This is a genomic window from Glycomyces buryatensis (assembly GCF_004912275.1).
Taxonomy (GTDB): domain Bacteria; phylum Actinomycetota; class Actinomycetes; order Mycobacteriales; family Micromonosporaceae; genus Glycomyces; species Glycomyces buryatensis.
Window position 1 is genome coordinate 60,080 of record NZ_STGY01000071.1, and the last position, 13,875, is coordinate 73,954.

General features: G+C 69.0%; 14 protein-coding genes and 1 riboswitch. Of the genes, 6 read left to right on the forward strand and 8 right to left on the reverse strand.

Translation table 11 applies throughout. The features are described 5' to 3' along the window. Window positions 1–41: 41 nt before the first annotated feature. The 3 genes from FAB82_RS20800 to FAB82_RS20810 are packed head-to-tail and all read right to left on the reverse strand — an operon-like array spanning window position 42 to window position 2,924. Window positions 42–839 (reverse strand): energy-coupling factor transporter transmembrane component T family protein, encoded by a 798-nt coding sequence (locus FAB82_RS20800; RefSeq protein WP_136536475.1) that lies wholly within the window; start codon window positions 837–839, stop codon window positions 42–44. Then, the gene (locus FAB82_RS20805; RefSeq protein WP_136536476.1) at window positions 833–2,275 is read right to left on the reverse strand and encodes an ABC transporter ATP-binding protein; all 1,443 of its coding nucleotides are present in this window, start codon (window positions 2,273–2,275) and stop codon (window positions 833–835) included. The genes FAB82_RS20800 and FAB82_RS20805 overlap by 7 nt, the downstream gene beginning before the upstream one ends. A 7-nt stretch (window positions 2,276–2,282) precedes the next feature. Then, window positions 2,283–2,924 (reverse strand): ECF transporter S component, encoded by a 642-nt coding sequence (locus FAB82_RS20810; protein WP_136536477.1) that lies wholly within the window; start codon window positions 2,922–2,924, stop codon window positions 2,283–2,285. Window positions 2,925–2,960: 36 nt separating this feature from the next. Beyond that, a riboswitch (TPP riboswitch) is annotated at window positions 2,961–3,063 on the reverse strand. A 157-nt stretch (window positions 3,064–3,220) separates the two neighbouring features. Here FAB82_RS20810 and FAB82_RS20815 point away from each other — a divergent pair. Next, window positions 3,221–3,616, forward strand: a complete 396-nt coding sequence (locus tag FAB82_RS20815) for an MGMT family protein (RefSeq protein ID WP_136536478.1) — start codon at window positions 3,221–3,223, stop codon at window positions 3,614–3,616. 79 nt (window positions 3,617–3,695) lie between these two features. On the opposite strand, the gene FAB82_RS20820 is transcribed toward FAB82_RS20815, so the two are convergent. After that, on the reverse strand, window positions 3,696–4,295 hold the full coding sequence (locus FAB82_RS20820) for a DUF1349 domain-containing protein (protein WP_211116731.1): 600 nt from the start codon (window positions 4,293–4,295) through the stop codon (window positions 3,696–3,698). A 235-nt stretch (window positions 4,296–4,530) separates the two neighbouring features. On the opposite strand from FAB82_RS20820, the gene FAB82_RS20825 reads away from it, so the two are divergent. Further along, window positions 4,531–5,133, forward strand: a complete 603-nt coding sequence (locus tag FAB82_RS20825) for a hypothetical protein (protein ID WP_136536479.1) — start codon at window positions 4,531–4,533, stop codon at window positions 5,131–5,133. 33 nt (window positions 5,134–5,166) lie between these two features. Beyond that, window positions 5,167–7,278: a RecQ family ATP-dependent DNA helicase gene (locus FAB82_RS20830; RefSeq protein WP_136536480.1), complete on the forward strand. Its 2,112-nt coding sequence runs from the start codon at window positions 5,167–5,169 to the stop codon at window positions 7,276–7,278. 70 nt (window positions 7,279–7,348) lie between these two features. Here the strand turns inward: FAB82_RS20830 and FAB82_RS20835 are convergent, their stop codons facing one another. Further along, the gene (locus FAB82_RS20835) at window positions 7,349–8,137 is read right to left on the reverse strand and encodes an SGNH/GDSL hydrolase family protein (protein ID WP_136536481.1); all 789 of its coding nucleotides are present in this window, start codon (window positions 8,135–8,137) and stop codon (window positions 7,349–7,351) included. 184 nt (window positions 8,138–8,321) lie between these two features. Between FAB82_RS20835 and FAB82_RS20840 the strand changes: the two genes are divergently transcribed. Further along, on the forward strand, window positions 8,322–8,900 hold the full coding sequence (locus FAB82_RS20840; protein WP_136536482.1) for a hypothetical protein: 579 nt from the start codon (window positions 8,322–8,324) through the stop codon (window positions 8,898–8,900). Here the strand turns inward: FAB82_RS20840 and FAB82_RS20845 are convergent. Next, on the reverse strand, window positions 8,875–9,792 hold the full coding sequence (locus FAB82_RS20845) for a DMT family transporter (RefSeq protein WP_136536483.1): 918 nt from the start codon (window positions 9,790–9,792) through the stop codon (window positions 8,875–8,877). The genes FAB82_RS20840 and FAB82_RS20845 overlap by 26 nt on opposite strands. A gap of 133 nt (window positions 9,793–9,925) precedes the next feature. Between FAB82_RS20845 and FAB82_RS20850 the strand changes: the two genes are divergently transcribed. After that, entirely contained in the window at window positions 9,926–10,567 is a 642-nt protein-coding gene (locus FAB82_RS20850; protein WP_136536484.1) for a hypothetical protein, read from the forward strand. A 44-nt stretch (window positions 10,568–10,611) separates the two neighbouring features. Here FAB82_RS20850 and FAB82_RS20855 read toward each other — a convergent pair whose 3' ends face one another. Continuing rightward, a complete protein-coding gene (locus tag FAB82_RS20855; protein WP_211116733.1) occupies window positions 10,612–11,562 on the reverse strand; it encodes a carbohydrate ABC transporter permease in 951 nt (316 codons plus the stop codon). Further along, window positions 11,559–12,512 carry a carbohydrate ABC transporter permease gene (locus FAB82_RS20860; protein WP_211116734.1) on the reverse strand — a complete coding sequence of 318 codons (954 nt, stop codon included), beginning with the start codon at window positions 12,510–12,512 and terminating at the stop codon, window positions 11,559–11,561. The genes FAB82_RS20855 and FAB82_RS20860 overlap by 4 nt, the downstream gene beginning before the upstream one ends. Before the next feature lie 270 nt (window positions 12,513–12,782). On the opposite strand from FAB82_RS20860, the gene FAB82_RS20865 reads away from it, so the two are divergent. After that, on the forward strand, window positions 12,783–13,790 hold the full coding sequence (locus tag FAB82_RS20865) for a hydroxyacid dehydrogenase (protein WP_136536485.1): 1,008 nt from the start codon (window positions 12,783–12,785) through the stop codon (window positions 13,788–13,790). The last annotated feature ends 85 nt before the right edge of the window (window positions 13,791–13,875 follow it).

The window sequence follows — 13,875 nt, forward strand, 5'->3', positions numbered from 1 at the left end:
GCTGCGGCAAGTGAAATGCCGACCGCCGAGTCCCTTCTCGATCAGGACAAGAAGCGGAATACGCCGTACGCGGCGCTCAGGCCCACGGCGATCGCGCAGACCGCCACCGCCGCGACCATGATGATCCAGTCCGGCGGGCTCATCCGCTGCTCCCTGGCACGGGTTCTGGGGATTCCCGAATCGAAGCCCCGGGCGTCCATCGCGGCCGCGAGCCTTCCCGCGCGGCGCATGGCGCCCACCAGGAGCGCGAACATGGTCGACGCGAACAGCTTCGCGCGTCGCACCGGGTTCCGGCCGCCTTCCAGTCCTCGCGCGCGGCGGGCCGTGGTGATCTGACGCCACTCGGCCGCCAGGAGCGGCAGCATCCGCAGGGCCGCAAGGGAACCGATCGTGAATCTCGGCGAGGTGCGCAGCTGCTGGGTGAGCGCGTCGGCCAGGTCGGTCGGGTCGGTGGTCGCGAAGCCGAGCACTCCGGCGGTCGCGGCCACGCACACCCGCAGTCCGAGCGCCGCGCCGGCAGTCAGGGCCCCGGCGCTGATCTCCAACGGCCCCAGCGAGAACAGGATCGCCCCGGTCTGCTCGGCGGCGAAGACGGTGTTCACCACGACGACCGTGGCCGCCGCGAGCCACAGCCACTTCAGTCGCTTCACCAAGGGTCCGAATCGAATGCCCGAGAACGGGACGACGGCGAAGATCGCCGCCAGGAGCAGCAGCGGCGTCAGCCAGTCGGCGGCGATCAGCGCGGTGGCCGAGATCGCGGCCACCGCGAACAGCTTCGCGACCGGATTCACCCGCGCGATCGGGGCCTGAGGGCCGCACACCGGCGCCAGCGTCAGCATCGCGTCGCTTCCTCGGTCGCCTTGCCCTGGTCCAGGGCCAGCTCCCTGCCCGCCAGGGCGGCCGCGAAGTCGCGGTCGTGGGTGACCGCCATGAGCGCGGTGCCGTCGTCGCGGATATCGGCGATGAGGTCCACCAACTCACCCCAGGTGCGGCGGTCCTGCCCGAAGGTCGGCTCGTCCAGGATCAACGTCCCCGGCGCGGCCGCCAGCGCGCCGGCCACCGAGAGCCGGCGGGCCTCCCCTCCGGAGAGGGTGTGCGGGTTGGCCCCCGCCAGACGATCCAAGCGGAGCCGTTCCAGCAGTTCGGACACCCGAGCTTCGATCCGCTCGGACTCCCAGCCGGCCGCCCGGGGCGCGAAGGCGAGTTCATCGCGGACGGTGGCGGTCACGAACTGGTGCTCGGGATCCTGGAACACCGTCCCGACGTGTGTCGCCAGGCGTTTCGCGGGGAGGCGATGCAGCCCGGTCCGCTCGCCCGGGACGCGGGCCCGTCCGGCCGTGGGTTTCTCCAGGCCTCCTGCGAGCAGCGCCAGGGTGGACTTCCCGGAACCGTTCGGTCCGGTCACCGCCAATAGTTCTCCGGCCCGCAGTTCGAGGTCGACGCCGTCGAGGGCGGACCGGTCCGCGCCCGGATAGGCCAGGGTCAATCCCTCGCCGCGCAGCCGCACCTCCCCCGCGTCCCCGCTCGGACGGACGGGCAGCGGCGCTCCCGGCACCCACACCCCTTGCGCGGCCAGGCTGTCGCCGTGTTCACCGAAGACCGCCTCGGGTGTGCCGTCGGCGGCGAGGGCACCGCCGGGGCCGAGCGCGATGACGCGGTCGACCAGATCGAGGATGTCGGCCACCCGGTGCTCGACCACGATGAGGGTCGCCTCGGTGTCGGCCAGCGCGGTCCGCAGTCCTTCCCGGATCGCTTTGGCCCCTTCGGGATCGAGGTTCGCGGTGGGTTCGTCGAGCAGGATCAGGTCGGGTCTGCGGGCGAGCACTCCGGCGAGGGCGAGCCGCTGCTGTTCTCCGCCGGAGAGCGCGTCGGTTCCCCGTTCGCGTCCGTAGGGGAATCCGACCGTTTCGAGGGCCTGGTCGACGCGCGGCCAGATCTGGGCCGGGGGTACGGCCTGGTTCTCCAGTCCGAAGGCGACGTCGTCGCCGCTGCGGGCCATGACCAGTTGTGTCTCCGGGTCTTGGAAGAGGATGCCGACGCGGCCGCGCTGGTCGGCCGCGTCCGCGCCGTCGAGCAGGACGGCTCCGGTCTGCTCCCCCGAGTCGGTGGTGAGCAGGCCGGCGAGCGCGGCGAGCAGGGTGGACTTGCCCGACCCGGAGGGGCCGAGCAGGAGTACCCGCTCGCCGGGCTCGATGCGCAGGTCGACGTCGGCGACCGCCGAGGCGAGGCGCCCGGCGTGCCGCCACGCGAAGCCGCGGAACTCGACCGAGATCATGAACCGATCAGATCCTGGCCCGCTCGCGTCCGGCGGGGAATCGGTCGAGGACGCCGGTGGGCTGCATGGCCTTGACCAGGGCCTTCGATCCGAGTCCGGCGACAATGGCGCCGGAGACCATGGCGATGGCGACGTAGGGGACCTTGAAGGCCCAGAGGTCGAACGTCGGGTACCAGTACAGGACGTCCCACATGGTGCCGCCGAATCCTGCCAGCGCCCCGCCGAGCATCGCGATGGGGACGCCGTAGCGGCGGTAGCGGCCGGAGGCGAAGGCGAGATCGCCGCCGAGCCCCTGCAGCAGGCCCTGGTAGATGACGGTGATGCCGTAGGGCGAGCCGAGGAGGAGCGACATGAGCGCGGCCAGTCCCTCGGTGAAGATGCCCGCGCCTGCCTTGCGGACGATGAGCGGGGCGAGGACGGCCGGGATGAGCCAGAGCCCGTAAATCACCGCGGACAGGGGCGGGAAGAACTTGAACAGCGGATCGATGCCCGCCCAGACGAAGTTCCAGGCCCAGAAGACGATGCTGAAGGCGACGGCGAGCACGGCGCAGGTGACGATGTCAACGGTGCGCCAGCGTCCGGTGGGGGCGAGGAAGGCGGCGAGGGCCCCGCGGTCGGGCGCGGGGGGCGAGCTGTCGATGGGAGGCATGGGCGTTGCCTTTCGCGGTTCGGGGACACGGCGCGACAGCGGCAGACGAAGACTTCCTACGCCGGAATTACCCGGATCAGGTTTGAGGGTCTGCGGTCGGTTCCGCACTCTCAGCCAATCGGCTCCCCTGTCACTGTCGACGTTAACACCAGGCGACGCACAGGTAGCACCGAAGCGCCCGGCAGTGGCGGACGCCGCCGCTACCCCGGGTCACAGGGAGCCGATCGCGCTGAGGCACCCGGCGCCGGGCGTCGGCCTTTCCCGAGCCGTAGGGACCGACCCGTACATTGGGGCGCATGACGACTGAGGCGGATTGGGAGTTGGTGCGACGGCTGGTCGCGGCCCTGCCCGAGGGGACCTGGACCTCCTACGGCGATCTGGCGGAGCTGATCGGCACGGGCCCGCGCCAGGTCGGGGCGTTCATGCGCGATGACGGCGCCGTTCCTCGGGCCTACCGGGTCCTGACCGCCTCCGGGAAGGTCTCCGAGGGTTTCCGCTGGTCTGACGGCCGCACCGGCAAGAACGTGCCCGATCTCCTCCGCGACGACGGCGTCACGGTCTCGGCGAAGGGCACGGCCGACCTGAGCCAGCGCATGTCGGTCTACGACCTGCGACTGCTGGCGATGGAACTCGGCGAGGACCTCGGATCGGGCTTCGGCACGAAGCTCGACGAGGACGACGAGGACGCCTGACGGCCGCGCCGCCCAGACGATCCCCGCCTACCGAACTCCTGCGAGCGACCACGCCCGCCAGGGGTCGCTCAAGAACCCGCTAGTGAATCTCGGCATCGGGTTCGGTGAGCCGCCACGAGGCGAAGTCGACCGTGAGCCCGGAGCGGGTCGGCGCCGCGCAGTACGGTCCGGCCTGGAGCTCCAGCTCGGGGTTCACCGGGGCGAGGCGCACCAGGCGCCACGGCTCGTCGCCGGACTTCGCGCGGATCACGACGCCGTCGGCGATGCGGCTGACGCGGATCGTCACTTCCGTTCCGGCCCATTCGGGGACGGGCGCGTTCGACCAGTCGGACTTGATGTCGGTGACCACCGCGCCGACCCCGAGCGCACCGTCGGAGAACTCGACGCCGGTCTTGATCCAGTGCTCCTCGTCGGCCCGGATCAGCATGCCGGCCTGGTCGAAGTCGCCGTCGTAGTCGACGGTGAAGGTGACTTCGACGGCCTGTTCGCGGTCCCAGTCGGTGAGGAGGGCGTGCTCGTTGTCGTGCACGAAGCCGTAACTGGTGTGGCGCCAGGCGTCGCTGCCTTCGGCGGCGGTCACGACCAGGTGCCCGTCGCGCTCGGCGGCGGCGACGGGGAGGGTGGTCCACACGCCGGACTTCCAGGGGACTTCGACCGGGATGGTTTCGAGATTCGTCATGGGACGGAAGTGTAGTGGCGGCGCGGCCCGCTCGGTAGAGGTCGCGTCAGGGACATTGCGGACCTGTCCGGCCCGGCCGAAGTGCTCCGTTCATCGGTGTCCGGGGCGATGTCGACGACGACCAGGACAGGACCCGCCCATGACGTGGCGGCAGCCACGTCAACGGGATCGGCCGGGACCGGGCGGGTAAATTCAATCGCATGCCCCGCCCTCCACTCAGAACGGACGCCCTCGAATGACCGCCCCGCATTCCTCCTCCGACCTCGTCTTCCGCGCCTCCGCCGCCACCCGCTTCGGACTGATGGCGGCAGGCGGCGGAATCTCCGTCCTGTTCATGGGCCTGGCCTGGTGGCAGGAGGGGTGGGGCCTCGCCGCGATCATGGGGGGCTGCTTCGCCGCCATACTCATCCCCACCTTCATCTATGTGCGCAACGCCTACACGGCCGTGACCTCCACCCACGTCGGCAGGGCCGGGATCACCGGCCGCCTCCGCGCGGTGCCGCGCGCCCACATCGCGGCGGCGGTACGAGCGCGCCTCCTTCAGCCCCGGACGCCGGCCCTCGACAACCTGTTCCTCATCGACCACCACGGCAGGCAGCTGCTCCGCCTGATCCCGCACAATCGCAACGGCGACCAGATCGATCAGATCGTGGCGCTGCTGGGCGTCCCGGTCACCGGGCCCGACGAGCCCGTCTGGGGCAAGCAGTTGGCCCGTGAATACCCGGTCGACCTGGCCCTGTACGAGCGGCGTCCCTACCTGTTCTCGCTCTCCATTGCCGGCGTCACCTGCGTGGTGATATTCGCGGTGATCGTCGCCGTCGTGTGGTCGGCCTCCTGAGAAGTGTCGGCGCCCTCAGGTACAACAGAGGGCATGGCTGAAACCGGGAACATCGCCGAGCTGGTATCCAGAGATGAGGCGGAGGCGCTGCTGCGCTCCCTCGCGGGCGAGCACGCGCAGCTGCGCGAGGACCAGTGGAGTGCGATCGAGGCGCTGTGCGACGGCACGGGCCGCCGCGTGTTGCTGGTGCAGCGCACCGGCTTCGGCAAGTCCGCCGTGTACTTCGTGGCCACGGCGCTGGGACGCCGCAGGGGCGCCGGCCCCACCGTCATCGTCTCGCCGCTGCTGGCGCTGATGCGCAACCAGATCGAGGCCGCCGAACGGGCCGGGGTGCGGGCGCGCACCATCAACTCGGCGAACCTGGAGGACTGGGACGCCATCACCGAGGCCATCGCCGCCGACGAGGTCGACGTGCTGCTCATCAGCCCCGAACGGCTCAACAACCCGGCGTTCCGCGACTACCAGCTGCCGAAACTGGCCGCCGGCTGCGGCATGCTCGTGGTCGACGAGGCGCACTGCATCTCCGACTGGGGCCATGACTTCCGGCCCGACTACCGGCGCATCGCCACCTTCATCGAGGACCTGCCCGGCGCGGTCCCGGTCCTGGCGACCACCGCGACCGCCAACGCCCGCGTCAGCGCCGACATCGCGGAACAGCTCGACCGGGAGCACTCGGAGACGCTGGTCCTGCGCGGGACGCTCGACCGCGAATCCCTCCATCTGTCGGTGGTGGAACTGCCCGACAATGCCCACCGCATGGCCTGGCTGGACGAGCGGCTCCCGAAGCTCGAAGGCTCGGGAATCATCTACGCGCTCACCGTCGCCGTGGCCGAGGAGGTCAGCGACTACCTCTCCGCGCGCGGCCACGCCACCGCCTCCTACACCGGCCGCACCGACAATGCCGAACGCCTCGAACGCGAGGAGTCCCTGCTCCGCAACGATCTCAAGGCGCTCGTCGCCACCAGCGCGCTCGGCATGGGCTTCGACAAGCCCGACCTCGGATTCGTCATCCACCTCGGTGCACCGTCGTCGCCCGTCGCGTACTACCAGCAGATCGGCCGCGCGGGCCGCGCCTGCGACCGCGCCGACGCGATCCTCATGCCCGGCAGCGAGGACCGCGCGATCTGGGACTACTTCGGGTCGCTGTCATTCCCCGCCGAGGACGCGGTGCGCCAGACTCTGGCGGTGCTCGCCGAGGAGGGCCGGCCATTGTCCACGGCGGCGTTGGAGACCCGGGTCGACCTGCGCCGCACCAGGCTCGAGATGATGCTGAAGGTCCTCGACGTGGACGGTGCGGTCCGCCGCGTCAAGGGCGGCTGGGAGGCCACCGGCCGGCCCTGGGTCTACGACGCCGAACGCTATGCGAAGGTCGCCGCGGCGCGCGAGCACGAACAGTCCCGAATGCTCGCCTACGAGGCGACGCGGGAGTGCCGCCTCGAGTTCCTCCGCGAGGAGCTCGACGACTCCACGGCCACCGCCTGCGGGCGCTGCGACAACTGCACCGGCGAGCGGGTCGAGACCGCCGTCTCGTCCGAGGTGATCAGCTCGGCGGCCGAGGCGTTGGCCAAGCCGGGCGTGGCGTTCGAGGCGAAGCGCATGTGGCCCACCGGGCTCGGGGCGATCGGCATCGATCTGAAGGGACGCATCCCGGCCGACCAGGGCGCCGAGTCGGGACGGGCACTGGCGCGGCTGTCCGACATCGGCTGGGGCGGTCCGCTGCGGGAGCTGCTGTCGGACGGTGCCGATCGGGACGTGCCCGACGACGTGTTCGCGGCGCTGGTGAAGGTGCTGGCGGCGTGGGACTGGGACGAGCGGCCGCAGTCGGTGGTGTCGATGGGTTCGCTGTCGCGGCCGCGGCTGGTGGACGGTTTGGCCGAGCGGATCGCGAAGCTGGGCCGGATGAACTATCTCGGTTCACTGGGGAGGGTGCCGGAGGCGTTCGGCGGGTCGCGGCGGGCCAATAGCGCACAGCGGTTGCAGCAGGTCCTCGGTTCGTTCACCGTGGACTTCCCGGTGCCGTCGGGCAGCGTGCTGCTGGTGGACGATGTGCGCGACTCGGGCTGGTCGATCACGGTGGCGGCCAGGCAGCTTCGCGGCGCGGGAGCGACGGCGGTCTACCCGCTGACGCTCGCACTTCAGGCCTGAGGCGCCCGCGCCGCGAGGCGCGGGCCGCTCGCTTCATTCGATGCCGGTTCGCCAGTCGGCGATCGCCTGCCTAAAGGATCTCGGACATCTCGGCGTAGTAGCCGTCGCGCTGGCCCAGCACATTCGGGTGGTAGGGCACGTCGATGACGGTGAAGCCGTGGAGCCACGGTGCGGTGTCGCAGATCGCGTGGCCCTCGAAGCCGTCACGTACGTCCACATAGGTGAAACTGTGGCCGCCGGTGGCCTCCTCGATGACATCGGAGAGCAGGTCGGCCCCCTGATTCATCCGCTCCTGCTCGGCAATGTTGATCGATCCCAAAGCGTCGCAGGTGTTGCGCGCGGCGAACAGTCTCGGGTAGCCCAGGACGTAGACCTCGGCCTTGGGAGAGCGCTCGGCGATCTCGGCGTAGACCGCGTCGAGCTTCGCGGGGAGCTCCTCCGTCGCCTTGCGCTCGGCCTCCTCGATCTCGGGAGTGCAGTCGTGGAACGGGGTGATGCAGGCGGCGATGGCCTCGGTCCAGCCGATGTCGTTGCCGCCGATGCCGATCGTGACCAGGTCGGTCTCCTCGGAGAGCGCGTCGACCTGTCCGGCGAGCACGTCGTCGGTGACCGCGCCGCCGCAGGCGACGAAGCTGAGCTCAGCGCCGAGCTCGTCCGCGAGCAGTTCGGGGTAGGCGTTGTTCGAACGCTGGCAGACCGCGTCGGAGTACGCGCCGGCACCGGCGCCCGAGGAGTACGAGTCACCGAGGGCGACGTACTGCTCGATCTGCTTGGGCTTCGCCTGCGCGGCAGCGGGGATGAGGAATAGGGTGGCCAGCAGCGCTACGGCCACAGTGGCCGTTCGTCGGATATTTCGCATGAGGGCTCCTTTGGGGGTCTTCGTTGACCTGCCAGTCATTGTGACCGACGAGTAACTTCTGAGGAACCCCTAACGCGGAATTAGTCGGTAAATTTACATATATCGTTCCTTTGCCACGCGTATTGTCACGGGTCGGTCACTGGTTTCTCTGGCATCGAGGCGCCGTAACTCCTAGGCTGAACGCATGAGCGAGACTCCAGCAACCCGGCGAACGACCATGTCCGACCAGGCCCTCATCGAAGGGACCGGTGCCGACTGGAAAACCTGGCTCAGCCTGCTCGACGAACGCGACGCGACCGCGCTCGACCACACCGCCATCGCCGCCCTCCTGGTGCGCGAATTCGACCTCGACGGCTGGTGGGCGCAGTCCATCACCGTCGGCTATGAGCAGGAACGCGGCATGCGCGAGCCCGGCCAGCGCGCCGACGGCACGTACTCCGCGAACGTCTCCAAGACCGTCTCCGCCGACGCCCCCACCGCGTTCGAATGGGTCGCCGACCCCGATCGCCAGGTCCGGTGGCTGTCGGACATCGAACTGACCCAGCGCAGCGCCTCACCGCCGAAGTCGATTCGATTCGACGCCTCCGACGGCACTCGAGTCCTGGTCAATCTCTCGGCCAAGGACGGCCAGAAGACGGCCGTCCAGATCGAGATCGCCAAGCTGGGGTCCGCCGAGGACATCGCGACGGCCAAGGTCGCGTGGCGGGAGCGTTTGGCTCGGCTGGCCGAGGCAATGCCTACCCTTTTAGCTCGGGTTCGATGAGCTCCGGCTCGGAGACTTCCGCTGCCCGCTTGGCCTTGCTTCGCGAACGCGAGATCGCCACGCCCGCCAGGCACAGCACCCCGCCCGCGAGCGCGCCCAGGCCGGGCACCTCGCCCAGGTAGATCCACGACATGAGCACCACGATCGCCGGGACGACGTAGGTCGTCGCCCCCATCTTGCCGGCGGTGGTGAACTTGAGCGCGTAGCTCCAGGTCAGGAATCCCAGCGCGGTCGGGAACAGCCCCAGGTAGAGCACGTGCAGGCCCGCGGCCGAGGGGGCGGCGTCGAGTTCGGAGAACAGCGCCGGGGCGAACGGCAGGCACAATACGGCCGCGATCGCGTTGCCGAAGGCGGTGAACTGGAGCGATGTCGCGTACTTCATCGTCGGTTTCTGCACGACGACGCTGATGGCGTAGGCGATGGCCGAGACCAGGCAGAGTATGACGCCGAGGACCGACGTGGAGCTCTCCTGCGAGGTCGAGAGGCTGACGATGGCGACGCCGCCGAACGAGACGGCCATGCCCAGGAACAGGCGGGGCGCGAAGCCCTCCTTGAGGAGCCAGCCGCCGAGCAACGCCATCAGGATCGGGCCGATATTGACCACGAGCGCGGCGGTTCCGGCGTCGACGAGTTGCTCGCCCCAGTTGAGCGCGACCATGTAGACGCCGAACCACAGCACTCCGGCGGTGATGATGCCGGGCCAGGCGCGCTTCTTGGGGAGGCCTTCGCGGCGCACCGCCCAGATGGCGAGGAGGACGACCGCGGCGGTGGCGGCGCGGCCGAGGGCGAGGGGCCCGGGTTCGAAATGCTGGCCGGCGTCGCGGATCGACACGAATGCCGAGGCCCACAGCAGTACCGTCACGCCGGCGGCCAATGCCGCCTTCGTGTTCATCGTTCGACTCATTGAGCGGGCACTTCCTGTTCGGGTCCGGCGGCGCGGGGCGGCGCCGGAACGAACGTAGCACCGGGGTCTGACGGGAGGGAACCGAAATATGCCCCGCGGCGTCGTATTGGGTATGAAGCAGATGACACTTCTTCGCCTCGCCCCGGTGGCGGCGCTGCTCGTGCTGTCGGCCTGCGGGCAGGGCGGCGGCGACTCCGCCGGAACCCCGGTGGACGCCGGCGACAATGCCGACCAGTCCACTTCCTCCGATGAGCCCGTTTACGAAGGGGCGCTGACGGTCTACCAGGGGGTCGAGCGCGATGCCGCGGAGCTGTGCGGCGTCGTCGCCGAGTCGTATCCGCCGCAGTGCCAGGGCCTGCCGATCACCGGCTGGGACTGGGAGGCGGTCGAGCACGAGGAGGCCGAGGGGGTGCGGTGGGGTTCGTACATCGTCACCGGCACCTTCGACGGCAAGGCGTTCGACATTACCGAGGACCCGGTGGCGACGGCCGACGTCGACATGGCGGACTATCCGGAGCTCGACTACTCCGAGCCGGAGATCGGCGAGCCGGCCGAGGAGCTGAGCGTCGAGGAGCTTCAGGCCATGGTGGACGAGATCGCGGAGGCGTTCCCGCGGATCGTCTACGGCGGCTGGGCGGACGAGCAGAACGGGGTCGCGCTGGTGGACACGCTGCTGGTGTCGCCCGAGCTCCAGACTTACGCGGACGAGCATTATCCACAGGACACGGTCGTGTTCTCGCAGATGCTGCGCCCTGTCGACTGATCAGGAGGGGAGCGATGGCCGGGGTGGGGGCCCCGGCCATCGCGTTATTTGATGCTGCCGAGGGTGACGCCGGAGCGCCAGAAGCGGGCCATCGCGATCATGAAGATGGCCAAGGGGATCGTGGACAGGAGCGATCCCATGATGACGAGGCTGGTCAGGTCGGTGCCGGTCTCGGCCCGCTTCCCGGCCCAGGCGTAGAGGCCGAGCGCGAGGGTCCACTTGTCCGAGCCGCGCAGCATCATCAGCGGCAGGAAGAAGCTGTTCCACGAGCCGACGAACGCCAGCAGGAAGATCGTGGCCGCGCCGGAGGTCATGATGCGCACGACGATCTGGAAGAACACCCGCACCTCCCCCGCCCCGTCGACGCGGGCGGCGTCGAGGAGTTCGTCGGGGACGGCCGAGTCGCAGTAGACCTTCGCGAGGTAGACGCTGAAGGCGTTGATGAACGAGGGGATCAGGACGGCCCAGACCGTGTCGACCAGGCCGAGCATGCTGAACAGCAGGTACAGCGGGAACGCCAGGAGCATGCCCGGCACCAGGAATGTCGCGACGATGAATCCCATCGCGATGCGCCTTCCCCGGAACTGGAACTTGGAGATCCCGTATCCGGCCGCCAGCGCGATGAGGGTACTGACCAGAGCGCCCACTCCCGAGTAGAACACCGTGTTGAGCGTCCAGCGGGCGAAGATGCCGTCGTCGTAGGTGAGGACCTGGCGGAGGTTCTCGATGAAGTTGAAGTCCGAGAACCACAGTCCCCGGAGGCCGGAGTCGGCGTAGAGGTCGCGCTGGTTCTTGGTGGCGGCGGTGATGAGCCACCACACCGGGGCGACGGAGTAGATGAAGAACAGTCCGAGTCCGGCGAGGGTGAACAGCTGGCTGCGGCGGGTCTGGCCGTGGCCGACGGGCATGTCCTCGGCGGCGCGGGAGCGTCGTTTCCGTACCGGGCGGGCGGGCGCGGGCGGGCTTTCCTTGAGTGAGGTCTTCAAGGCGCTCATGCGTTTCCACCCCTGTTGGCGATCTTGTAGTAGACGAAGGAGACCGCGCCGATGACGAGGGCGAGGACGACCGAGAGCGCGGCGGCGTAGTGGTAGTTGTTGGCGGCGAAGGCCTGGTTGTAGATGAACAGGATCGGCGTGAAGTCCTTGGTGACGGTCTCGGGCGAGACCTGGCGGAACAGCAGCGGCTCGTTGAAGATCTGGACGAGGCCGATGATGGAGAGCATGCCGACCAGGGCGAGGGGCCCTCGTACGTGCGGGATCTTGATGGACCAGGCGATGCGCCATTCGCTGGCGCCGTCGACGCGGGCGGCGTCGAACAGCTCGCGCGGTACCGACAGCAACGCCGCGTAGATGATGAGCATGTTGAACCCGATGGTGTTCCAGACGATCAGGTTGCCGATGGAGACCCACAGCATCTCGGAGGCGAAGAAGTCGGCGTCGATGCCGATGTCGTCGAGGACGGGGGTGAGGGGGCCGGAGCGGGGGCTGTAGATGTAGATCCACATGAGGGCGGCGACGATGCCGGGGACCATGTAGGGCACCAGGAAGCCGAGGCGGAAGAACCTGACGGCGCGCCGCCGGGCGGCGTCGAGCAGCAGGGCCATGGCGAGGCTGATCGCGAGCATGACGGGGACGAGGATGAACGCGAAGATGAGGACCCGGCTCATGCCGAGCCAGAACTTGCCGTCGGCGAAGACCCTGGCGAAGTTGTCGAACCCGACGAATTCGGTGACGGTGCCGGTCAGGCCCAGGCCGCCCGCGGCCTGCTCGCGGAAGAGCGACTGCCACATCGCATAGCCCAGCGGGATGATGAAGAGCAGGACGAAACCGAGGAAGAACGGGACGGTGAAGGCCGCGCCCTTCCACTTCATCGCGGTGGTCCAGTGGCGGGTGCGGCGCCCGGGGGTTCCGACATCGGTGTCGGGTGCGAGTCCGGTGGAGCTCACGGTGGGGTCCCTTTCGGTCCAGGGTGGTGGGGAGCGGGAGAGTATAGATAACGGTCTCTATGAGGCTAGGCGTCGCGGTTCTCGATGGCAAGACGGAGATGCCGAATCGTTACCTTTGTGGGTCTTGCAGATTGCCTGATAGTTCTCTTGCGCCGGTCATGAGACCGTTTGCAGGAAAATCAAAAATGTCGATGATTTTCTCTCGACAATCGGGCGTCGAGTGCTTACCGTAGAAACCGATATCTACACCTCCCAACTGAAGGAACTCCTGTGACCGCTAAACCCCCGGCACTGTTCACCATGAGCCCCGAACTGGTCCCCCGGCTCTACCCCGAGCCCCTCATGCGGCGGCTGACGGCGGTCCTCGACATCGACCCCGCGGGTGCGGTGCAGCGCTTCGAGGGGCCGGAGGCCGACGCCGCGCTCTCGCAGGCCGAGGTCATCGTCTCCGGTTGGGGCTCAGCGCGGTTCGATGAGGCCCTGCTGGAGCGAGCGCCCCGGCTGCGGGCCATCCTCCACACCGCCGGCTCCATCAAGTGGCACGTCAGCCCCCTGGCCTGGGAACGCGGCATCGCCGTCTCCTCCTCGGTCGGCGCCAACGCCCTCCCCGTCGCCGAGTACACCCTCGGCTCGATCCTCTTGGCGGGCAAGGGCATCTTCACGCAGCGCGAGGATTTCCGGGCCCGCCGCTCCTTCACACTCGGCCTCATCCACGAGGGCGTGGGCAATTTCGGCCGGGTGGTCGGGATTGTCGGCGCCTCCCGGATCGGGCGACGGCTCATCGAGCTGCTGCGCCCCTTCGACTTCCAGGTGCTGCTCTCGGACCCCCACGTGGACGCGGCGGAGGCGGACCGGCTCGGCGTCCGACTCGTCGAGCTCGACGACCTCATGGCCGCCTCGGACGTGGTCACCGTGCACGCCCCGGCACTGCCCGAGACCGACGACCTGATCGACGCGAAGCGCCTGGCGGCCATGCGGGACGGCGCGGTCCTCATCAACACCGCCCGGGGCTCGCTGGTCAATACCGACGCGCTCACCGCCGAGCTGGAATCGGGCCGGATCTCGGCGATCATCGACGTGACCGAGCCCGAACCGCTGCCGACCGAATCGGTGCTGTACGACCTGCCGAACGTGTTCCTCACCCCTCACACCGCCGGTTCGCACGGCAACGAGCTCGCCCGCATGGGCCTGTTCATGGTCGAGGAGGCCGAGCGGTTCATCGCGGGGGAGCCCCTCGTCCACACCATCGACCGCGACTCGCTGTGGAAGCAGGCATGACGAACCCCTTCCCTGGGGCGAATGTCAATACCACACGGCAGAGTCACTGCTCACAATGCGCCCCGGAGCGGTCACGTGTCGATGC